This is a genomic window from Herbivorax alkaliphila, assembly GCF_030848475.1.
In the GTDB taxonomy this organism is placed as follows: domain Bacteria; phylum Bacillota; class Clostridia; order Acetivibrionales; family Acetivibrionaceae; genus Herbivorax.
Genome location: NZ_JAVDDS010000028.1, coordinates 1 through 23,616 on the forward strand (window position 1 = coordinate 1; position 23,616 = coordinate 23,616).

Genomic DNA, 23,616 nt, shown 5'->3' on the forward strand with positions numbered 1-23,616 from the left:
GTTTGTAAGAGATGATATTAAACACTCTGCTGATATTGATGGTAAAATAGTGACATGTAAAGCTTCAGAGGTATTAAAATATAGACAAGGAATCTGTTATGCAAAATCTCATTTGCTTGCTGCCATGTTAAGATTTCTTGGAATTCCAACAGGGCTTTGCTATCAAAAGTTACTCCTTAATGATGACACAGCCCCATACATTATATTACATGGACTAAATGCAGTTTTTATTAGAGATATAGGAAGATGGATTAGATTAGATGCTAGAGGAAACATAGGATGTATTGATGCACAGTTTTCCATAGAACATGAAAGGTTAGCCTTTCATGTTAGGAAAGAAAAAAGAGAGGAAGATATATGGACTATATTTTCTAATCCAGATAAAAGTGTAATAGATAGGCTTAATCAATATGATGATACTCTAGAACTGTATAATAATCTGCCAAGCAAGCTATTAGAAACTGTTAATTAAGATTTTGCTTATGAATCTAAATAGTCAGTTTTTCTGACATCCGTGGTGAAAGTTGATTATGTGATTGCCAAAAATGTATAAAGGAGTGGGGGATTAAATGAAGTCAAAAGAAGAATTTTATAATGTTGTTCAAGAAATTAGATCAATTTTGAAAGATCCTAAAAACTTAAAATGTTCATGTCCAAAGACTAAATGTGAATGGCATGGAAAATGTCAAGAATGTGTTGCCTTTCATAGGTATTATAAAGATCATGTACCTAACTGCTTTCAACAAATTATAAATGATAAAATAAAAGCAATAGCTCAGATTGGTGAATTAGATGTAGTCGAGAAAGAAAAAACTCCTTCAGAATACTGGGATTATGTAAGAGAACGGGATAAAAATAAATAATTAATTTAATAACATTATAACAAGACATGCTGCTAATGGGACGAAATTTGATAGAGCGTATCTTTGTAAAAATGTTTATTAATTAACATATATAGGGGAAAGATGATGGCTGGAAATAAGGTGGTTTTAGAAGCTGGAAATGTTAATGAAGTTATTCGAATTGTTGAAACTGTTAGAAGACCTTTAAAGAGCTGGAGTTTTACAATACATAAACTATTAAAGCATTTAGAAGAAAACAGATTTAGAAGGGATCCCAAATTTTATGGCATTGATGAAAATGATCGTGAAATATTATCCTTTATCCCTAGAGAAACTGCGGTGTTGTTCTTGGAGTTGTACTGCTATGAAGCAGAATGAATTTGAAAAGGTAGGTCGATATGTTTAGTGTAAGTGAACATTGGAATCCAAAACAGAAACTTTTAAGAAATATAATACTAAAAGAAGACAAGTTTAGTAAAGCAATTGATATAATACTAGATTTACATTCTATTGTACATTCATGTGATGTGTCTAGCAGAGACATACAAACATTAGAAGATCAACTTTGGGATGGCTTAGACATTAAAGCTTTTGTTACAATGCCGACACTAAAAGATGTAACTATTGCATGGAATATTTGGTATATTACAAGAATAGAAGATCTGACAGTAAACCTTTTAATTGCTGATGAAATTCAAGAATTTAATTGTAAGGATTGGTCTGCTAAACTTAATATTAAAGTAAGTGATACTGGAAATGCAATGACTAAAAATGAAATAATAGACTTTAGCCTAAAAATCAATTTGGAAGAACTGCGAAATTATAGAATGGCGGTAGGAAGAAGAACACGAAATATTATTCTAAACCTAGAGCCAACTGATATGAGAAAAAAAGTTCAGAAAGATAGACTACAACGTATTTTTGATGAGGATGGAGTCTTAGATGTCGAGGATTCAAAATGGTTATTGGATTTTTGGGGAAAAAAGAATATTGCAGGGTTAATACTTATGCCACTGACTAGACATCAAGTTGTGCATTTAAATGATTCATTAAAATTAAAGAAAAAGTTTAGTAGAATGAGATAAGATTTGTCTTTGGGAAATAATAAAAAGGCGATTTATCTATATGAAATATAAAAGGCTAGATATATTATCAGGCTGTTATGAAAAACTTAATTGTGAATTCATATCATATGTAATCAAATATCTATTTAAACGAAAGAAGTTAATTTATAAAAAATTATTATAAATTGACAATTGTAAAAAGGTGATAATATTTAAGAATAGAAAAGATACGAAAAGGTTTATTTGCTCACTAGATTGGTTTTAGGTAAAATACTTTTGGGAGTTTAGTTGCTTTATAAATATATCGAAAACTTTCAAAACATAGAATATCTCAAGCGTATTCTTTTTTTATGTTGTAAAATAAAGAATTTTGTATATAAATGTTTTAATTTGGTTGACATACATAGGTAAATTTTGATAAAATATATTATGTAAAATATTGAGTTTAAAGTTATATTTTTAAGATGAAGGTAGTATGAGGTTTGGGGGATAGATAGGTATTTTCGAACATAAGTTTGTGAATATTTAGTTAGGTAAAATTCATTTTTGGGAGTGGAAATAAATGACAACAGGATTTTCCAATGTGAGATCTATGGAGTATTTATTAATTCATGAATTATATAAAACTTTTAAAGATAAATTTGAATTTTATTATCCGTTTTTCTTTCAACGAAAAAGAGATGATACCTTATTATCTTCATTAAATTATTTAAGTGATATAAAATTGGTAGCGTTATTTGCCAGAAGACCAAAGACAGATTCACCTAATTCAAATTTTATTGAAGTTACTTTTAGACAATCGCTATTTGAGCAAGCTTATGAGTTAGGGAAGAATAATGTTTCAGCCATATGTGGTAGTCCTCTTGCTACAAGAATAAAAGATATAGGTTTTGGAGCTCAAATTCAATGGTTCATAATTAAAAATAATACTCATCAAACTTTAGTGACATATGAATTTATTGATGGTGAAATTGAGACGAGAACACTTGTTGATGAGGTTCAATTAATAGATGATTCTCATCTTCTCAATATTCTAAATAAATCTCCAAAGTTGTCATGGAACAAGGTACTTGAAAAAATAACAAAATGGAATGAAGATTATATTAAATTTAACCTAGGAAATACATATTCAAGATTCTTTGCTACTTTTAATAATATTCAAAAACCTGTATTTATTGCATATAGGTTAAAAAGTGGGTAAGAATAATGAACTTCACCTAACAATATTTTCACACTTTGAGCGTGCTTAAGGGGTGTTGCTGATACACCGTCTCACCGGGCGACAAGTGCTGCCAAGAAGAAAGGCTCTGCGGATATTGCTCATTGATGTCGTTAATGTGAAGGCATTTGATGAAATTAATTGCTAACCGATGCGTCCCGCGTCGGTATTGCTAGGGAAATACGTTGTAGTATCTATTGTAGAAACATTATAATTTTTTAATAAAATCAAACAATTGCTTTATGTATTTTATATGAAAAAGATGTAAATCTAGGTTGTTGGAAAAAGCAGGTATGGTAGGTCAATTGACCACAATACTTTGCCTCCTCGTACCAGTAATTTTTATAGTTACATTTAAATTAGGTTGGTACAAAAACAAGCAATTAATTAGAAAACATAGGGAGCGGATGCACATGGAACTAGAAAAATTTACATTAATTGAAACAGTATGGTCGATTGAGGTTGCAAATATTGCTGGTTTTCTATCAGCCTGAGTTTATATTTTGTTTGATATGCTGGCGTAAAACTGAAATTTATATTTAACTTTGTGGAAACTCAAAAGAATGTGTTGGAATGTCAAACTCTGTAACTCGAATATTTTGGCTTTGGTTTTCAAGATGGTGAACTTGAAGGTTTGACAAAATAGATACTTTAAAAGGGGGGTATTTGTATGAAACAAGAATTAGAAAGAATTGCACTTAATTATAAACTTAATTTTTTGCCTTGGGGGATAAAAGGTGGAAAATCGTGGTTGTGGTATAAACAAATAGATGAAAAAGATTATAAAGTTCAAGTGTCTACAAGAGACAATTATGATATATATATAGAAAAATCAAATCGGAAATAGTTGAATTATTTCTATATAATAAGTGTTCTTTGTCAGATGAAAAAGATTTAGGATCTAATTTTAGATATGAGGTTAATTTGTTTTTTACGGGGAGAGAAAAATTACAAATTGAAAATAACAATAAGGGAGAGAATCAAATGATAGAGCGAATATTTATTAGTCATTCATCCATTGACAAAGATTATGCTGAGTGTTTGGTAAGGCTACTTACAGATATGAAAGTAAATGATGATATTATATTTTGTTCGTCAGTTAAGGGATATGGCGTACCTTTAGGAGAAGATTTTTTAGAATATATAAAAAATACACTTAATGAAAATTCTCTGGTATTATTTGTTCTTTCAGAAAGGTTTTATCATAGTAAAATATGTTTGTGTGAAATGGGAGCCGCTTGGGTTAAGACAAATAAACATATTCCTATTATAGTTCCACCATTTAAATTTAAAGATATTGAAGGAGTAATAGTTGGAAAACAGGGATTAGAAATCAATGTCAATGAAGATATTAATGAACTTAAAAATGAAATAGAAAAAATATTAGGCATTGCTCCATTAAATATAAATATTTGGGAAAAAAGAAGAAACGAATATCTAAAAAAAATCAATGAATTAATTAGCAAAGAAATTCAACAAGATTCTAGGACTATAATTCAAAGTAATATAGACTATAAAAGACTGGTTTTTAAGCTAATACGAAACAATAATAATAAAGGCATTAGTACACATGAAATATATAAAATACTGAACAAAGAATATGATGTTGATAAATATGGAATAGAAATACTGGATATATATAATGTACTAGAAGATTTAGAAAATAAAGAGAAAATAAGAGGTATTAGATGTGATGGCGTGAAATATGAAGATATTCCATGGAGAGCAGTTATTTAAAATAGAATTATATATACGTAATTTGATATAAGAGGAAAAGAAGTGCGTTTTAATTTATGAAATTATGTAAGTAGTATATAAGGATACTATCAAAATGTTTAACAGAAAGCAGTCTTGTATCAGATTTTAGAAATGAATGCTTTAAAAGGATTAAGAGAGATATAATATCTATTTTGGAGTTGTAGTGTAAAAGAAAGGCGTTACTTCGTTTTTTAGAAAGGGTCGCACGTCCTGTGATCCTCTGAATAACGGGACAATTAATCTTGCCAAATAAACCCAGTCACGCAAGGGTGCGAAGAGAAAAGCCAAAGAAGTAATTTTGTACCACAGCTTTTTGCCAAGAGCAGTCGTACTAAGGCTCAAAGCAGTCGTGACTGACGACGTTATGAGATATAAATTTCATTAGTTAGCTTGATTACATAATTTATTTAGATAATTAGCAATTATAAACATTGTTGAAAGGAAGGAAGGAATTAACTATGAGTTTAAAAGGTTCAGAATGGCGAAAGTGGGACTTGCATATTCACTCTCCTGAAACTGCTTTGAATAATCAATTTAAAGGTAAAAATCTTGATGAGAAATGGAAAAATTACATAGATGAAATTGAGAAATTAGAAGATATCAAAGTTTTAGGAATCACTGATTACTTCTCAATTGATGGTTATTTAAAGATGATGGAATATAAAAATAAGGGTAGACTTCAGAACATTGAACTACTATTACCGAATGTTGAATTAAGACTTATGCCAGCGACATGTAAAGCAAAAGCAATTAACTATCACGTAATCTTTTCTCCTGACATTATAAAAAATATTGATTCATTATTTTTCTCAAAACTTGAGTTTGGAATGGGTGGTAACAAATATTCATGTTTAAAATCAGAACTCGTTAGACTAGGCAGAGATTTCACGAATAATGAAAAACTAGATAAAAGAACGGCATATGTTGAAGGAATAACTCAATTCAAGGTTAATGTAGATAGCATAAATGAGATATTGGGAAAAAATGATTTACTTAGAAATAATGCTATAACAGTTGTTGCTAATAGTAATCAAGATGGTGTATCTGGATTGCAACAACAGAATGGTATGCAAGCGGGAAGAAGGAATATATATTTTAAGGCAGACATGATTTTTTCAGGAAATCCAAATGATCGTGAATTTTTTGTAGGTAATAAAACATCAAAAGAACTGGTAATAAAAGAATGCGGAAATTTGAAAGCATGCATACATGGTTCAGATGCGCATTCATTAGATAAAATTTGTAAACCTGATAAAGACAGATTTACTTGGATTAAAGCTGATACAAACTTTAATGGATTGAAACAGGTTTTGTACGAACCAGAACATAGAGTATATATTGGTGTTGAGCCACCTCTGTTCGATAGATTGAGGCGAGAACCAGAGTGCTTTATCGAGAAAATATCTATTAATAATATTAAGGAGTACGATGGGAAAGATGGCATTTGGTTTAAAGATATAATTATACCACTTAATAAAGAACTTGTAGCTATTATTGGGAATAAAGGAAAAGGCAAAAGTGCTGTAGCTGATATAATTGGTCTACTTGGTAATAGCAAAAACCATCAGTTTTTCAATTTCCTAAATAACAATAAATTCAGAAAAGAAAAGGGAAAAAAAGCCAAAAATTTTACTGCATGTTTAACGAGAAAGAATCTACCAGAAATAACCAAAGGTCTGAATGATGATGTTGACAATAATAGTGTTGAACTTGTTAAATATATTCCTCAGAGTTTTTTTGAGAAGATCACAAATAACTTGGATGAAAGTTTTGAAAAAGAAATAAATAATGTTATTTTCTCACACATAAATGAAGGAGATATTTATATAGATTTTGATGACTTAATGAATAAGAAAACCGCCACAATTAATGATAACATCTCAAAATTATCTATTGAAATTAATAGTATTAATACCAAAATAATAGAGCTTGAAAAGAAAGCTGAAAGTGATTACTTGGAATCTTTAAAAAGTAAATTGAAGGAGCAAAATGCAATATTAAATTCTATTAAAAAGCCAAGTAATGTGCTTCCTCCATCTGTAAGCTCAAAAGATGAAGAGAATAATAGCAAATTAGATGAGCTTAATAAAGAGTTGTCTAAAGTTATTAATGATATTGAGAATATTACTAAAGAAAAAACAGGTTTAGTTAAGGAGAAATTAGAAGTTGTATCTGCTGAAGATAAGTTAACAAGTTTGGAACAATACGTTGAGAATTTTGTTAAAAATAATCAGGAGCAGTTTTCTAACTTAGGCATAGAAATTACAAATGTAGTGAACTTTAAGTTAAATAGAATGGATTTAGATCATACAATTGCTTTGATTGAGAATAGACTTCTTGAAATTGAACCCCTATTAATTAAAGTAGAATCAGCAGATTTAAATCAACAAGAAGAACTATATGAAAATAGTTTATATTTCAAAAAACTATTATTAGAAAAACGAGTTAAAGAAATCTCTCAAAAACTTGCTGAGCCAAACCGATTGTATCAACAGTACTTAGTAGAATTAAAAAATTGGGAGATTAAAAAGAAAGAAGTTATAGGATCTAAAGATTCTACTAATACAATCAAATACCTTGAGAATGAGATTGACTATATTGAAAATGGACTACAAATGGACATTGACAAAGAACGACTTAATCGTTTAAGCAAGTGCGAAAAAATCTTTATGCAAAAGGAAAATATTATTGAGATTTATAACAAAATAAAGGTGGCTATTGACAAATTCATTGAAGGAAATAATGATAATTTAAATGAGTTCAAAATAAGCTTAGATGCAGGGTATAAAATTAAAGAAAGTTTTTTCATTGACTTTTTTGATTATATAGATGGTTCGAAAAAAGGAAGTTTTAGAGGAAATAACAAAGAAATATTAACAGACATTTTTAATATAGACATTAAAGATTTTGATGATATAAAGTGCAATCTTGAATCTATAGTTGAACACTTAGAAATAGATAAACGCGAAAATCAAAATTTAGTTAAGAGAGATATATCAAGTCAAATTCTTAAAGGTAAGCACAATAAATTCTATAACTTTTTATATACTTTAGACTATATTGTACCGAGTTATTCATTAAAATTAGACACTAAGTCCCTCAATGAAATCTCGCCAGGTGAAAAAGGAGCGCTACTCCTAGTATTCTATTTACTATTAGACAGAAGTAAAATGCCTTTAATCATTGATCAGCCTGAAGATAATCTTGATAATCAAAGTATATTTAATATTCTAGTTCCATTTATTAAAAAAGCTAAGTCCAAAAGACAGACTATTATGGTGACACATAATCCGAATTTGGCTGTAGTAGCAGATGCTGAGCAAATTATTTATGTTGACATTGATAAAAAGCACAATCATAAATTTAAATGCATTTCAGGATCAATTGAAAATCCTAACATTAATAAGGAAATTGTTCGAATACTTGAGGGTACAATGCCAGCTTTCGAAAGTAGGGAGTTGAAATACTTAAGATAATCTAAATAAATTACTGTAAAAGTATTTAATATACATGAAAATGACATCCTATAACATGTCAATCTCCATTATGCCCCTTGCTTTGACAGAGCTTTGAAGGAATTCGCGACGAGCTGTTATTGAGATAGTCGGAAATATTTTCAGAGGTGGATCACATCGAGAATTGCAGAGACGTTAGTACGCTAGGCAAAGGCTATTACTTTTGACATAATGAATTTCCGTGTTGGAGAAGGTTTAGTAAACCATCCATATCAAGTGTTGCATCGAAACTGGAAACAGTTAGGCGAAGTACACACGGAGAACTATATAGGTCAAACTTTAAATAAAATAATGTGTGAGCAGTTAAAATACTAGAATCTTTTAACCCATACAATTCTTGGAATTACAGGGAGAAATGGTCTAGAGTATATTGATATATAGAGTTGACATTAACTTAACCGTTCAACTTAAGATAGAAAATAAGTTGTGAGCAAGCTTGGATTTTTCTATTACCTAAGATAGTATGCAAGAAAAAGACTAGATTGAGAAGGAGAAGGCTATGAAAATATTTAATTTCAAAAAGATTGATGCATTTGCTACAAGAAATTCCGATGGAAATCCAGCAGGGTATATAAAATTAGATTCAATTAATGACATTACTGATAAGGAAATGCTAAAAATAGCACAAGAGTTAAAAGGATATGTAAATGAGGTAGGATATGTTTTTCAAGTTGATAAGAGTACATATAAATTGAGGTATTTTTCATCTGAAAAGGAAGTAGAATTTTGTGGACATGCAACTATTGCAATTATGTATGATATTATAAAAAACGACAATGAGTTAATTAAGAAATCTGAAGTTAATATTGTTACAAACAAGGGAAACTTGGTTGTTCAAAATAGGATTGAAGATGAAGATGCGGTTTTTATAATGTCACCTATACCAGAATTTAATTCAAAAAAAGTATCTAAAGAAGAAGTTGCAAATGCTTTAAAAACTAAAATTTCAGACATAGATAATGAACCGGAGATTGTAAATGCTGGTTTAGAAACTCTTATTGTATCAATAAAATCTTTAGGGACAATATTAAATTTAAAACCAAAACTAGAAGAGTTAAAAGAATTCTGTGTTAAAAATAAAATTGATATTATTGAAGTGTTTTGTGCAGAAGTTGCGAATTTAAAAAACGCTTATAGAACTAGAGTGTTTGCACCTACATTTGGATATTTGGAGGATCCAGCTACTGGATCAGGAAATTCAGCCTTTGGTTATTACTTGTTAAAGCATAAAAATTGGGATGGAAAAATCATATCAATTGAACAATGTGGTGAAAAAGAAAGATATACTATTGTTAAACTTAAAACGTATAAAGATAATAATAGATTTGAAAGAGTATTATTTGGAGGTGGGGCAGTAGTTAGAATTGAAGGGAAGTATTTTTACTATAAATAGTATAGATAGCTTATAAAGGTAAGGGTGAAAATACATATAATGATGCAAAATCATGGGATAGTATAAAAGTTTTTAAAAAGTAAGTCTAAGGTTTTTTTGAGTGTGAAGGATTTATAAGAGGAACTCCACCTTATAGGTGGAGTCTTAAAATAAGATAAAGAATGATACTAGGAGGACTTAAATGAAAATATTTCAAGTTGACGCGTTTACAAATGAAAGATTTAAAGGAAATCCAGCAGGTGTATGTTATTATATAACTAATGAAAATGATAGTTGGATGCAAAATATGGCAAGTGAAATGAATTTATCTGAAACAGCTTTTATTAAAAGGAAACTTGACGGCTTTGATTTAAGGTGGTTTACTCCAGAAAAAGAAGTTGATTTGTGTGGTCATGCTACACTTGCATCTGCACACATATTGTGGGAAACTGGTGAACTTCAATTACTAGAAGAAGCAGTCTTCTATACAAAGAGTGGAGTATTAAAGGCAAATAAAATAGGAGATTTGATAGAGTTGGATTTTCCAATTGAAGAAGATGAGCAAGTAACTACACCAAATGAAATTATTGAGGGTCTAAAAGTAGTACCTAAATATACAGGTAAAAATAAAATGGACTACATAGTTGAAGTAGAAAATGAAGATGTTCTAAGAAATTTAAGACCTGATAATGAGGCGCTGAAAAAACTTGACACAAGAGGAATCATTGTTACAAGTGTATCTGATAGTAATAAATTTGATTTTGTATCAAGATTTTTTGCTCCTGCTTATGGGGTCAACGAGGATCCAGTTACAGGATCAGCTCACTGTTGTTTGGCACCATACTGGAAAAGGAAATTAGGTAAAACTCAAATGAAGGCCTATCAAGCATCAAAAAGAAGTGGAATATTAAGAATTAAAATTGATAAAAATAGAGTTTTTTTAGGCGGTCAGGCAAAAACGGTTTTTTGTGGTGAACTAAGATGAGAATTTGATAAAACTGTGTTAATACAATATATGATTAATAACCAACTGTGTTTATAATCATTATTAGCCTTACATAATAATAATATTTTTAAGGAGTATTATATGAAACTTGAACATATAGCTATATGGACGAATAATTTAGAAGAACTTAAGGAATTTTATGTTACGTATTTCGGTGCTAAACCAAAAGTACACCAATAAATGTACTAAGTTTGAATCATATTTTTTATCCTTTTCCGAAGGATGTCGTATAGAAATAATGCAAAATCCAACTGTTTTAGAGAGTTGTGAAAGTGAAGGTAAGAATTATATTGGGTTAGCTCATTTAGCTGTATCAGTAGGGAGTAAATCAAAAGTGATATCATTAACAGAACGATTACGAGAAGATGGATATGGAATATTAAGTGAACCTAGAACTACGGGTGATGGTTATTTTGAAAGTATTATAAGTGACCCAGATGGTAATAGAATAGAAATCACAATTTAAGTTAGGAAGAAGTTGCAAATGCTTTAAAAACTAAAAATTTAGATATAGATATGGTGTGTTTTGAAAGGAGAAAAACACCTGAATTTGGATTCAGTATACCAGTTGCAAACTTTAAATAAAATAATGTGTGAACAGTTGAAATGCTACGATATTTTAACCCCTATGATTCTTGGAGTTGCAGGGGGAAATAGTCTAGAGCATATTGATATTAATAAAATAGATAAGGTATATAAATAGAATTGCTTGTGATTTTATAAGATATTTATAAATTTGAAAATGAAAAGATTTATTGAAGCAACTAAGGTATTTAATTAAAGGCTCTTATAGAACAAACATGATATGATTGTATCTTTATTGGAGGTGAATATAAATGAAGAAGAAAAAATTGTTAGGGTTTTCATAATATTAATAATAATTATTATTGGAAGTTTGATTTGGTGGAACACACCAAGTTCAATCATTGACATTGAACCTTCAGAGGTATCTATGATAAAAATTTTTGACGGTAATACAGGCAATTCAATTACAGTAACAAATACTACAGATATTGAGCATATTATCAAAAATCTTAATATGGTGAGGTTGAAAAAAGAAAAGATTTCTATAGGGTATATGGGATATTCGTATAGAACAACCATCTATAAAATTGACGGTAGTGTGTATAGGGAATTAATAATAAACTCAAATGATACTATACGAAAAGACCCATTTTTTTATCGAGATAGCTCAGAAAGTATAGATTACAATTTTATACAAGACTTGTTTGATGAAAATATGGAGCCGGAGGAAGTTTAAAGATATATCTACTGAACCTAATTTTGAATTATCGGTTTTGCAGTAAAATAAAGAAAGTTTTACACAGATGTCGTTTTTCTTGCAAGTACAGGAAAAGTTTGATAAAATATATTATAAAAAATGGTAAAATTTTGACATGTATTGGTGCGAATAATAACACCTATATTTTAGTGTTATGAAATTATTAGATAAAATTATACTGGGAGGATTCACCATGAAGAGAAGAGTGTTCTTATGTTTGTTATTTTGTGGGGTACTTACTATTTCTGGATGTACAATGAGTAACCAAGCTAATTCGGAACCTCCAAAAGTGGACGTTTCAATAAACGGACAGCCAATTTCAGTTATTGGTGCACAATCCGAAGAATCTGCAAGTGCTGCTAACCTTACGAATTTTGTGGAACTGGTCAAAAACAAAAATATTGAAGAATTACCGTACGTGGATTTAGGTGATTCTATAGAATTAGTATTTGACTTTATGCCTGAAAAAGATGAACTTGTTGTGTACGATCGACTCCTTAGAAAAACAGGTGCAGACAAATATGCAAAAGACACTATGGGTGCAATCAACATAAGCTTGGTTGAAAAGAAAGGGATGTTAAAAATAATTAGTAATCCTGCCGCTATGTTAAGTTCACATTCAGAAGACTATGAAAAAGGTAAATCCATACGAGGTTTTAGCTTTTCTGTTAAGTCTGAGGGTAAAAACTATATTTATGCCTTTGCAATACGAACAGATGCCAAAGGAAAAGTTTTGCCACACTTTCAATTTCAAGGTCTTCACCTCTAACTCCCTCTGTGTACCAATTTTCCTTTTCGATTATAAGATCTATGCTAACAATTTCCTTAAGTAAAATTAAATCATCTTCATCAATTACTCCATCTTCATTGATATCAGCAACAAGTCTAAGCAGTTTAGGAATGTCCTCTGTTCCTTCTTCTATGATATCTTTAAGAATTTTTATATCTTCATCTGTATAGATTTCCATTGCCTGTTAAATCTCCCAGCAGATATTTAACATTATCAACAGGAAAATCATCAATTATACCAAGTATATAACGACGCATCAAAGTAATATCTAATGAATCAAAATAATCATCTCCATTTATATCTGTAGCTATAAATCGTTTAGCATCTGATTTCTTAATTGTTTCGTCATTTAGTACAATTCTACATAACATTGCATAGTCAGATGAATTGATTGTACCATCAAAATTCAAGTCCCCAATTGTAATCTTTCTTTGGTAAATATTCTCTAGTGATTGAGATTGTCCAGACATTCCAAAGCCCAAAACAGACATATTTGACAAAATCATTGACACAGTTAACAGCATTACACACATTTTTTTTAGAATATATTTCACTCCCCCAACAAAAATATTAATCTATATTAAATTATACCACTTTTTTTAATTAAACAATGTAATAAAATCAATATCTTTGAAATCACTTGATTTTATTGTATACTTTTATCATAATATCAATATAAATTTTCAAAAAAAAGAACTTTTAAAACTACCAGGATTAAAACAAGCTCTGTTGGCATTTTTTTGCTACTGTTCCATAGAATCGACAACAGGTTTATGGGTAAGTAGCTTTGCTGTTATGGCACATGAAAATATAATTATTTAAATTAACACAAAAATTAAAAATTATGATAAAATGTAGCTTAAATATTAACTTTAAAAGGAGTGATAAAAATGCTTAATCTTCTTTCTTTATTATTAATTCCAATATATCTTGCTATCCCAGCTATAATATTATATTTTATTATAAAATTTGCTGTAAAGAATGCAATTATAGAATTAAAAGAAAACAATTATCTTTAAAATCTAAAAAAAGAGAAAAGGGCAGATGTAAAACAATTGACAATAAATAAAAAATATAAAATTATATATAAATTGATTGTAAAAAAATAAAAAATAGTATAGAATTATATGTAAAATAATTATAGTGGGGGACTTGTTGTGAAGACAGTATTGAAAAATAGTTTTATATGTTTTTTAATTATATCTCAATTGTTTGTTTTAAATGTTGAGGCACACGGGCTAAAGAAATCTGATACCAATTATATGGATATATTTAAATCCATTGATGAAGTTAAAGTGTCTTCATGGGAATTTACTAAAATTTTATACAATTATGGACTCGTCAAGGGATTGGGTAAAAATCACATAAGTATGATTATTTCTACAGATAAAATATTAGAAGCTGCAAATGCAAACAAAAATTATAATTTATATGTATCAAGTATATATGAAGAACAAATAGACACCATACAAGATGAACTAATAACTAATACATATAATGAAGAAGAAAGAATATTATCTTTAGTTAATACGTCTAAAGTAAATGCAGAAGTTATTGAAGACGCTAACTATTACCAATATCGTGGAAATATATTGCTTGGAACATTTCCAAAAGGAAAAGTGGTAGAAATCTTAAAAGATTTTAGTACAGAATGGTATAAAGTTAAATCAGAAGATAAAACAGGATGGGTAAGGGGTAATTTCTTAGATATACCAAAAGATTCAGAAATAAATACTCATGAAATGACGAAAGAGGAAATAGAGTTTTTTGTAAACCATAGTGAGTTTTCAAGTAATAGTTACTACCTTGTATGGGTAGATATAGAAAGACAGTTAACTCATGTTTTTCTAGGTTCTGAAGGAAATTGGAACCTAAAAAAAACTATGCTTTGCTCAACAGGAAAAAATGAATCACCTACTGTAAGGGGATTATACAAAATACAAGAAAGAGGTACATGGTTTTACTCTCATCGCCTTGGTGGTGGAGCAAAACACTGGGTAAGATTCCATGGGGAGTACCTCTTTCATTCTATAACAATGGACATGAATCAAAACATCATTGATGACACACTGGGAAAGAGAGCATCAGCAGGGTGCATTAGGCTCTCTTTAGAAGATAGTGAATGGTTTTACAGCTATGTGCCACAAGGAACCACTGTATATATAAATTAAAAAATCCTATTGTTCTTCACATGCACTATATACACTTTCTCGTCTAGTCTTGATTGTAACTTGAGTCTATATATAATATAATATTATTAAGAAGTATTGAAGGAGGTATTAAATATGAAGAAGTGTTTATTTATTCTATTAATTAGTTTTTTACTAACTGGAACAAACTTGGTGGTGGGCATGAATGAAGTAGATCAATATATATGGAATGCTGGAATAGAAGGTGGTATACCTGATATACCAAATACAGTAAACGTATTGGACTTTGGAGCTAAGGGTGACGGTATTACAGATGATTATGAGGCTTTTAATGCTGCTATTTCATCAGTGTCTGATGGAGGAGCAATTTTTATTCCAGAAGGAAAATATCTTATAAAGTCAAAACTTTCTTTTAGCAAACCTGTTGTTCTTCGAGGTGAAGGACCAAACAGAACTCAGCTTTTAATTGACCACAGCCAAAATGCTTTTGAAATAATAACTTACAGAAGAGGAACGTGGACAAACATTACCAAAGGACATACAAAGGGCTCTAACCATTTAGAGGTTGAAAACCCAGAGCTTTTTGAGAAAGGACAATATGTAGAAATACAGGAAGATAACAATTCAGATGTTATGTACACTCTAACCGACTGGAATACAGGATGGGCAAGTGAAGCAGTTGGACAGATTGCAAAGGTGGTTTCGGTTGAAGAAAATACAGTAATAATAGATGAACCATTAAGACACAATTATAGTAAACATTTAAACCCAGTAATAAGAACCCAAGGGTTTGCAGAATATGTTGGATTTGAGGACTTTTCGGTGGAACGTGTTGATAGAAGCAGTACAAGCATATTTTACTTTAAAAATGCCGCTAATTGCTGGATAAGGAATGTTCATAGTATGCTGGCAAGAAAATGTCATGTTTATGTAAATACAGGATATCGCATTGAAATTAGGGATAGTTTTTTTGACGATGCAACTTATTGGGGATCGGGAGGATATGGTTATGGAGTTCAACTTGGTTTTCATACAACAAATTGTCTTATAGAAAACAACATTTTTAAGCATTTAAGACATTCTATGATGGTTCAGCTTGGGGCAAACGGAAATGTATTTGGATATAACTATTCAATTGAGCCTTATCAAAGCGGGGGAGGGAATTGGATACCAGCAGATATTTCACTTCATGGACATTACCCCTATGCAAATCTCTTTGAAGGTAATATAGTTCAGAAGATAACTGTGTCAGATTTCTGGGGACCTTCAGGACCTGGAAATACATTTTTGCGAAACAGAGTAGAGACCGAAACCATTAGGGTAGAGGACTCTTCAAATTATCAAAACTTTATTGGAAATGAACTTCTAAATGATGATATATTGTGGGACACTGACAGGCGTTTTCCACATACCATAGACCCATCTACACTTTTAAGACATGGAAATTATATTAACGGCTCGATTGTGTGGGATGAAAATATTGATGAACAGACCATACCCAAGTCATATTATCATGAAACAAAACCTTCTTTTTATAAATCCATGGATTGGCCTTCATTAGGTGGAGATATGTTAAATGGAACAAACCCTGCAAAAGAAAGATATTTAAATCAGGATATATTATACGGAGATTTAAATGGTGATAATTTAGTTGATTCTACTGATTGTGTGCTGTTAGGAAGATACTTGTTAGAAATCATCAGCGAATTCCCTAATCCTGATGGTATAAATGCAGCAGATGTAAATAGAGATGGAGTAATAGATACCAACGATTATGTTTTGTTAAGCAGGTACGTTTTAGATATAGTTGATGAACTGTGAATAATAGATATTTATAATAAAGTTTTTACCATAGCTTTAGAGGTGAAAAATGAAGAGCGAAAATACTGTTATCAATAAAAACAAAAAAATCAGAAAATTATCAATGTCTATTCTAAGAATATCGACAAGCGTACTAATTGGTCTAATTATAGGTTGTATTGCACTTTATATATTTCAGGATAAATTAATATTTATGCCCCAGGGCATAACAGAAGAAACAATAAACTATACAAATAGAATAAACGAAAATGTTGAAGAAATAAATTATAAGGCTAAAGATGGTACAAATCTTCATGGATGGTTTGTAAATAATATAGACATTGAAAAGCCTAAGCTGCTTATATATTTTGGAGGTAATGCAGAAGAAATCTCTTATATGACTGATAAGGTTCAAAGATATGAAGATTGGTCAGTGGCTCTTATGAACTATAGAGGCTATGGATTAAGTGAAGGTAAACCTAGTGAAAAAAATTTCTATAGTGATGCACTTGAAATATATGATTACTTTTTAAACAGACAAAATGTTAAATACTCAAAAATAGTAGTGATTGGAAGAAGTATTGGAACAGGTGTTGCTACATATTTGGCTGATAAAAGAGATGTAAATGGGGTTATACTTATTTCACCATTTGATAGTTTAGTTAGTGTTGGTAAGGAACAATTTCCCATGTTTCCAATAAGCCTGATTGCAAGGCATAAGTTTAATTCAATAGAACGAGCACCTAAAATAGCAGAACCTCTAGGTATTATTATTGCATCAGAGGATCAGATAATACCACCTCGCCATTCAAGAAAGCTTGCAAAAAAGTGGGGAGGAACTGTAAATATAAAGGAAATAGACGGTGAGGGTCATAATTCAGTTAGTGGAAGAGAAGAGTATTGGAAATTTATAGGAGAGTTTTTGCGAAGTATAACTATTGAGTAGCTATCAGCAAAAGTAAAACTGCTACATAATCTTCAGATGATGAAATAGAAACTCCATCTGAAGATTATATTTTTAGACCTAGCAAAATCAACTCACTGTACACTAGGACAATTCATATACTATAAAATGATGGTCTGTTTCTTTTAAAAGCTCAATATAAATATGTTCTAACATTTCTTTCCCGATTCTATAATAAGATTTTTCACCAAGGCCTGAATGTGCAATATCTAAAAGTTTATACCTCTTTTTTGATTTTATCACTTTCCTAAACTCTTTTGGTAACTCAACAGTACCAATTTGTTTTTTATCAGTAAGGTTTGAAATAACCATTTCTAAAACGGGAACACCATTTTCCCTATGTTTAAACAATTGCCATTGTTTGTTTTTAGGATTTTGATATATGAGTTTTCTCCCAGGTGTTATATATGCAATCCATGTGAAAAACATACCATGTTCAACTAATCTTTCCGGATAATCAAATGGTTGCTGCTCTCTGTTAAAAATATTTCGGAGCTGTTCTTTAAATGGTTCAAATTTTTGAACAGGAGGTAAAATTCTACTAAAGTTTTTATTTTCATTTTCAATCCCACATGAAGTACCAGCAATATTAATATTAAAATACTCTTTTATTCCTACCTCTTGTGGAAATAATAGAGCAAAAATATCCTGAATTGGAATAGTTACAGTTTGAGCAGAAGATGTCATGAAAATTTCCATCATGGCAATGCCCATTTGAGAAGTAATGTCCTCAGGATTTAGTGGGGTTTGGTTCGGTGTTGTGAGAATTCCAAACTGCTGACTTAAAAAATTGGCTATCTTGTGCTCTGGATATCTAAAATCATTTAAATCAATATCGCCTCTCTTTCCACAAAGTATTTGAATAATAGTGGGAAGGTCATGGGTAGATAAAAACAACTCTGTATTTTGAGGCAGCTTTTGGTGATTATCATACTGACCACCTATACTTTTATGGGGAGCTACATACATTTCTGGAATTGGATGCCCTGATTTTTTCATTTTTCTTATAGCTTCCTCAACAGCACTTTGGCGTGGTGCATCTCCAAGAGTTTCTCCTCCTACTTCAAGTCCATGTTTTAGAGCAATTTCAATAATTTTTTTGACATTTTTAATTTTTTTTGCTCTGTTGGAAGGATCAATTTCATATCTTCCAGGATCATCAGCAACACCTTTTTTCATAATATACTGGGTTGCATAACCACACATATGATCTAAAAATAAAATATCAATATATTGAGAAAGGTACTTAATTCGCTCATTCATCAACTCATAATAAGCTTTACTTTTTGTATTATAAGGTGGAATACGCCAATTCTGACCATTGTCTGTTCCAAGTTCATATTCAATATTAAAAGCTTTTCCTTGAAGTGCCCAAACATCTCCACTAGCAGATGGGTCAATTCCAAAAGCAATATTAACTTCTCGTTTTAGTCCAAGCTCATTGTACAATTTTTTTATCAATAGCTGCTGTTCATGTATACAGAATTGACTGTATTTGTAAGCATCGATTTCTTCAGCATAAAGTAATGCCAATCTTTTAACATCTTCACTATGTGGGCTTTGGTATTTTTTAGGCCATGTCCTGAAATCAGGTTCGGAATCCATATAAGTATTTAAAACTTTAGATTGAACAATCGTGAAAATAGCATTTCTTTCTAATTTTTCGTCGTACTTACTAACATATTTTTTATAGGCTTTAATCCTTTCAGATTGAGAATCAGAAAGGATTTTATTCATAAATTTTCTAGATGCTCTAGAAAGAATTGCTTTTCGTGCTTCGCGATGTATTTCAAAGTCACAGCTCAAATCCTTTTCATAAGAAACAGGTCTTTTAGGAATCATAGACAAAAGTTCATCATCCTCTTGAACTTCAGGAACTAGTTCTAAAACCAGATAATCAAGCTCTAATCCAAATGACGATGAAGAAAAAGGGCTTGCGGTACTCTGATGTTTTTGAGTAAATGGAAGTTCTGCAACATCCGTTACGCCAATATCTTTTAAAAAATGTAAAATATATGCCAAGTCCTCAAGATTGCCTGCATAATCCCTTTTTGTTAAAAAATTTAACGCAGTTTTCAAAGAGACCATTCGAAGGTGTGAATCGAAATTTTTATTTTGTAAAACCACCTCTGATTTATCAATTTCTTTAAAAACCTCTTTAGGAAATACTGTCAAAAGAATCTTAATTACATCGTTTAATCGGGTAAAACTTGAAGATGAATTAGCTGCAAACACTGGTACTATAACTTTTGATCTTTTCTTATATGCTTTTTCCATTTTAAACCCCCTGCGTATATATTTATATATTGTTAATACCCTATGAATAATATTATATATCGAAATTTTAGTACTTAAACATTATATTATTTCAAAAAATGAAATTTAAATTTAATATGATTGTTTTAAGAAATTCAAATTTAACATAAATAAATTTGCTATATAAGTGGTCTTTGTATATTATTATATCACGATACACCTAAAATAGCCTAGGGTAATTTATAAAAACTAAGTTCTTTTTAAAAATTCTTATACTGAAGATTGAAAAGAAGTTCATTTAGTAAATGTTAGTTAATACTTTTCGATAAAACATTCTATTATATGACTAAAAATTTTTATTTTTTTCGAAGGCTATGATACTGGGAGTTTTTATGGCAATACTAAGTATATTTATATAGCTTAATTATATTGTTGCCATATCCTAAGACCTAAACGTACATACTATAGAAGGAGTTGATTTATGATTGATTAAGACTTTTTATAAAATATAAAACTTTACAAAGGGAGGGGTATAAAACTAAAATGTTGAACTAAAGTCTTATAATGTATGAAAATTGTTTTATATGTAAAAAGTAGCAACTACTTATTATATATGGTATAAATAAATTTTAATATTGTTCACACCGACAAATTAAATCAAAAAAATCATAATATTATAATTTTTTTAAATACTTTTTAAACTTTTATTGGGAGGTTTTATGATGAAAAAAATAGTTTCAGGTTTAGTGATTTCTGCTATGCTTTTATTTTCTATGATGGGGTATATGTTTGATGTGAAAGTTTATGGTCAGACAGAAATTATGAATCCTGTATTTTCTCACGAGGGGGGCTTTTATTCAAGTCCATTTACTTTAGAAATAGCATCTATGGTTGCTCCAAACAACTTAAACTATACCATTTATTATACAACAGATGGTTCTGAACCATCACCAGGTTCTTCAAGTACTAATGAGTATAGCAATGGTATACAAATAACAGATAGATCACAAGATCCAAATGTATTTTCAATGATAGAATATCAACCACCAGGTTATGATGGTGGCGGAGGAGACTGGGGCTTCGGTGGCGGAGGTTTTAATCCTGATGCATGGAGAGAACCAGATGGACTTGTATTTAAAAGTACACCTGTAAGGGCAGTTGCAGTTGCATCAGATGGAACAACAAGTGATATAATTACACATACATATTTTGTTGATCCAAATATGAGCAGCAGATATAGACTTCCAGTAATTTCTGTAACCACTGATGCTGATAGTTTTTTTCATGAGGAAACAGGTATATTTATGGGACATAATGTTGAAAGCAGAGGTATAGAATGGGAAAGACCAGTACATGTAGAGCTCTTCGAAGAAGATGGCACACTTGGTTTGGCTCAAAATGCTGGTGCAAGAGTACATGGCGGACATACAAGGAACTTCCAGCAAAAAACTCTTCGTTTATACGCTAGAAGAGATTATGATGATCAGCACTGGTTTGAGTACGAGTTTTTCCCCGGATATGAACAAACAGGCACTGGGGAACAAATGGATCGTCATAAAAGACTTATACTTAGGAATTCAGGGAATGACTGGAAGGAGTCAATGATAAGAGATGGTCTGATGCAAACTCTTATGATGCATATGTCACATGACCTTCAGGGACTAAGACAGTCTGTAGTGTTTATTAATGGGGAATTCTGGGGAATAGCTAACATAAGAGAGCGTTTTTGCCACAGATATGTTCAATCACATTTTCCTGATATCGACAACGATAGAGTTGCTATGCTTGATGTAAAACCAACTCAAGAGTTTGAAATAGATTCAGGAAGTCAGGCTGATTTAGATGACTACGTAAATAACGTTATACGCTATGTTGAAAGAAATGATATGAGTAGATCTGAGCCTTATGAAACAATAAAGGAAAGAATTGATATAGAGACATTTTTAGATCATTATACTTCTCAGATTTACTTATCAAACACAGACTGGCATGGAAACAACAAAGTTATATGGAGATATAATACTGAAAGTGGTTCCTATGAACCTGATGCACCTTATGCATTAGACGGTAGATGGAGATTTGCTATAAAAGATACTGATTTTGGTTTTGATCTTTCATATGGTGGAGACGTAGATACTGATATGATACGTCACGCTACTTCTACTGATGGAGGATTTGGTCATTCATCAGCTACATGGCCTGATTCAGCTGCTTTATTTGATAACTTGCTTCACAATCAAGAATTTAGATTTGACTTTATAAATCGTCTTTCTGACCACTTAAATACTGCCTTCACTCCTGAGAGAGCTAATAATGTTATTGATGAATTAAGTGGAAATATTTCTTATGCAATAGATGAACATAATGCTAGATGGAACCATATAATTCAAAACTGGAATGAGGAAATAAGTATACTTAGAAACTTTGCTGACAATCGTGTGCCACATGTGAGACAACATGTACAACACAACTTTGGAAACGATGTTAATGGAGAGGCAACTATAAATGTTAGCACTGACAGATCAAGAGGTTTTGTAAGGGTAAATTCAATTGACATAAATGAAAGCACTCCAGGAGTTTACGATTCAAGTAGCTGGAGTGGAGTTTACTTTGATGGTGTTCCTATAACTGTTACAGCAGTACCAGAGGAAGGCTATGAGTTTGAAAGATGGGAAGGAGTAAGTGGAGTTAATCAGGAATCTGAAACAATAACATTTAATCCTCAAAATAATATGACTATATCACCTGTTTTTACTGAGAAAAGCATAGATGATGATGAAGATGATGATTCATCAGTGTTGGTTGGAGATATAAATGGAGATGGTATAATTGACTCTACAGACTATGTTTTATTAAGCAGATATATATTAGATATATCTGATATACCTGTAGATAATAAACTTGCTGTAGCTGATTTAAATTCAGATGGAGTAATAGATTCTACAGATTGTGTTATATTACAAAGATATCTTCTTGATACTATTCAGGAGCTTCCACTTAGGTAGTATTACTGATAAAATAAAAGTGAGAGAGCAAATTGCACTCTCACTTTTATTTTATCTAATTTAAGGCTTAGAGCAAATTAAAAAGGTTTGAAATGTAAAGACTTTGACTTAAAACCTAAGATTATAATACTTCTTAAGGTGCATTTTATTCAATGGATATTGTTTTCACCTTTAGCACATAAACCCATTTCTATACTGAAGAGTGACAAAAGAGTTCATTTGGCAAATGCTAGTTACTATTTTAAACTAACATAAATATTTCTAAATAAAAAAATTTCATTATATGACCATAAAATTTTATTTGTTTCGAAACATAAAATAGGGGAAGTTTTTATGGCAATATTAAATATATTAATAGACCTTGATTATATTGTCATCCCATCTTGTAATATGTATTACAAAAGGAGTTGATTTATGGTTAAACAAGACTTTTTTTATAAAACTTTATAATAAAGGAGGGATATAAAACTAAGGTATTGAATTCTTGTAATATGTATGAAAATTGTTTTAATATATAAAAATAAGGCTAGGGTAATCCTTTAAAGTACAGCCTTTCAGTAGACTTTTTTGATGCCAGAAAGCAATTCACTTTC

General features: G+C 30.5%; 22 protein-coding genes. 19 read left to right on the forward strand and 3 right to left on the reverse strand.

Features of this window, described 5'->3' with window-relative positions; genetic code table 11:
• The 15 genes from RBH29_RS11130 to RBH29_RS11200 all read left to right on the forward strand — a co-directional run.
• A partial coding sequence (locus RBH29_RS11130; protein ID WP_306696900.1) for a transglutaminase-like domain-containing protein occupies nucleotides 1-472 on the forward strand: 472 nt, incomplete at its 5' end.
• A gap of 97 nt (nucleotides 473-569) precedes the next feature.
• Complete coding sequence (locus RBH29_RS11135) at nucleotides 570-863, forward strand: hypothetical protein (RefSeq protein WP_306696901.1); 294 nt, start codon at nucleotides 570-572, stop codon at nucleotides 861-863.
• 105 nt (nucleotides 864-968) lie between these two features.
• Nucleotides 969-1,220 carry a hypothetical protein gene (locus RBH29_RS11140; protein WP_306696902.1) on the forward strand — a complete coding sequence of 84 codons (252 nt, stop codon included), beginning with the start codon at nucleotides 969-971 and terminating at the stop codon, nucleotides 1,218-1,220.
• A gap of 20 nt (nucleotides 1,221-1,240) precedes the next feature.
• Entirely contained in the window at nucleotides 1,241-1,927 is a 687-nt protein-coding gene (locus RBH29_RS11145) for a DinB family protein (protein ID WP_306696903.1), read from the forward strand.
• A 541-nt stretch (nucleotides 1,928-2,468) separates the two neighbouring features.
• Nucleotides 2,469-3,107, forward strand: a complete 639-nt coding sequence (locus tag RBH29_RS11150; RefSeq protein ID WP_306696904.1) for a hypothetical protein — start codon at nucleotides 2,469-2,471, stop codon at nucleotides 3,105-3,107.
• 296 nt (nucleotides 3,108-3,403) lie between these two features.
• Nucleotides 3,404-3,619, forward strand: coding sequence for a hypothetical protein (locus tag RBH29_RS11155; RefSeq protein WP_306696905.1), 216 nt, complete (start codon nucleotides 3,404-3,406; stop codon nucleotides 3,617-3,619).
• 176 nt (nucleotides 3,620-3,795) lie between these two features.
• Nucleotides 3,796-3,972, forward strand: coding sequence for a hypothetical protein (locus RBH29_RS11160; protein ID WP_306696906.1), 177 nt, complete (start codon nucleotides 3,796-3,798; stop codon nucleotides 3,970-3,972).
• Between the two features lie 137 nt (nucleotides 3,973-4,109).
• A complete protein-coding gene (locus RBH29_RS11165; RefSeq protein ID WP_306696907.1) occupies nucleotides 4,110-4,862 on the forward strand; it encodes a toll/interleukin-1 receptor domain-containing protein in 753 nt (250 codons plus the stop codon).
• A 479-nt stretch (nucleotides 4,863-5,341) separates the two neighbouring features.
• Nucleotides 5,342-8,359, forward strand: a complete 3,018-nt coding sequence (locus tag RBH29_RS11170; protein WP_306696908.1) for a TrlF family AAA-like ATPase — start codon at nucleotides 5,342-5,344, stop codon at nucleotides 8,357-8,359.
• 538 nt (nucleotides 8,360-8,897) lie between these two features.
• Nucleotides 8,898-9,791, forward strand: coding sequence for a PhzF family phenazine biosynthesis protein (locus RBH29_RS11175; RefSeq protein ID WP_306696909.1), 894 nt, complete (start codon nucleotides 8,898-8,900; stop codon nucleotides 9,789-9,791).
• Between the two features lie 181 nt (nucleotides 9,792-9,972).
• A complete protein-coding gene (locus RBH29_RS11180; protein ID WP_306696910.1) occupies nucleotides 9,973-10,755 on the forward strand; it encodes a PhzF family phenazine biosynthesis protein in 783 nt (260 codons plus the stop codon).
• Nucleotides 10,756-11,014: 259 nt separating this feature from the next.
• Entirely contained in the window at nucleotides 11,015-11,242 is a 228-nt protein-coding gene (locus RBH29_RS17860) for a VOC family protein (RefSeq protein WP_373463328.1), read from the forward strand.
• An 84-nt stretch (nucleotides 11,243-11,326) separates the two neighbouring features.
• Entirely contained in the window at nucleotides 11,327-11,479 is a 153-nt protein-coding gene (locus RBH29_RS11190; protein ID WP_306696911.1) for a hypothetical protein, read from the forward strand.
• Nucleotides 11,480-11,581: 102 nt separating this feature from the next.
• The gene (locus tag RBH29_RS11195) at nucleotides 11,582-12,037 is read left to right on the forward strand and encodes a hypothetical protein (protein ID WP_306696912.1); all 456 of its coding nucleotides are present in this window, start codon (nucleotides 11,582-11,584) and stop codon (nucleotides 12,035-12,037) included.
• 214 nt (nucleotides 12,038-12,251) lie between these two features.
• A complete protein-coding gene (locus RBH29_RS11200; RefSeq protein WP_306696913.1) occupies nucleotides 12,252-12,827 on the forward strand; it encodes a hypothetical protein in 576 nt (191 codons plus the stop codon).
• On the opposite strand, the gene RBH29_RS11205 is transcribed toward RBH29_RS11200, so the two are convergent.
• Nucleotides 12,727-13,026, reverse strand: a complete 300-nt coding sequence (locus RBH29_RS11205) for a hypothetical protein (RefSeq protein ID WP_306696914.1) — start codon at nucleotides 13,024-13,026, stop codon at nucleotides 12,727-12,729. The genes RBH29_RS11200 and RBH29_RS11205 overlap by 101 nt on opposite strands.
• The gene (locus tag RBH29_RS11210; RefSeq protein WP_306696915.1) at nucleotides 13,007-13,402 is read right to left on the reverse strand and encodes a dockerin type I domain-containing protein; all 396 of its coding nucleotides are present in this window, start codon (nucleotides 13,400-13,402) and stop codon (nucleotides 13,007-13,009) included. Before RBH29_RS11210 ends, RBH29_RS11205 begins: the two co-directional genes overlap by 20 nt.
• Before the next feature lie 603 nt (nucleotides 13,403-14,005).
• Here RBH29_RS11210 and RBH29_RS11215 point away from each other — a divergent pair.
• The 3 genes from RBH29_RS11215 to RBH29_RS11225 all read left to right on the forward strand — a co-directional run bounded on the left by RBH29_RS11215 (nucleotide 14,006) and on the right by RBH29_RS11225 (nucleotide 17,744).
• A complete protein-coding gene (locus RBH29_RS11215; protein WP_306696916.1) occupies nucleotides 14,006-15,019 on the forward strand; it encodes a L,D-transpeptidase family protein in 1,014 nt (337 codons plus the stop codon).
• Nucleotides 15,020-15,133: 114 nt separating this feature from the next.
• Entirely contained in the window at nucleotides 15,134-16,819 is a 1,686-nt protein-coding gene (locus RBH29_RS11220) for a glycosyl hydrolase family 28-related protein (RefSeq protein WP_306696917.1), read from the forward strand.
• Nucleotides 16,820-16,868: 49 nt separating this feature from the next.
• A complete protein-coding gene (locus RBH29_RS11225) occupies nucleotides 16,869-17,744 on the forward strand; it encodes an alpha/beta hydrolase (protein WP_306696918.1) in 876 nt (291 codons plus the stop codon).
• A gap of 102 nt (nucleotides 17,745-17,846) precedes the next feature.
• Here RBH29_RS11225 and RBH29_RS11230 read toward each other — a convergent pair whose 3' ends face one another.
• Complete coding sequence (locus RBH29_RS11230) at nucleotides 17,847-20,039, reverse strand: 4-alpha-glucanotransferase (protein ID WP_306696919.1); 2,193 nt, start codon at nucleotides 20,037-20,039, stop codon at nucleotides 17,847-17,849.
• 701 nt (nucleotides 20,040-20,740) lie between these two features.
• On the opposite strand from RBH29_RS11230, the gene RBH29_RS11235 reads away from it, so the two are divergent.
• Entirely contained in the window at nucleotides 20,741-23,023 is a 2,283-nt protein-coding gene (locus tag RBH29_RS11235; RefSeq protein WP_306696920.1) for a CotH kinase family protein, read from the forward strand.
• The last annotated feature ends 593 nt before the right edge of the window (nucleotides 23,024-23,616 follow it).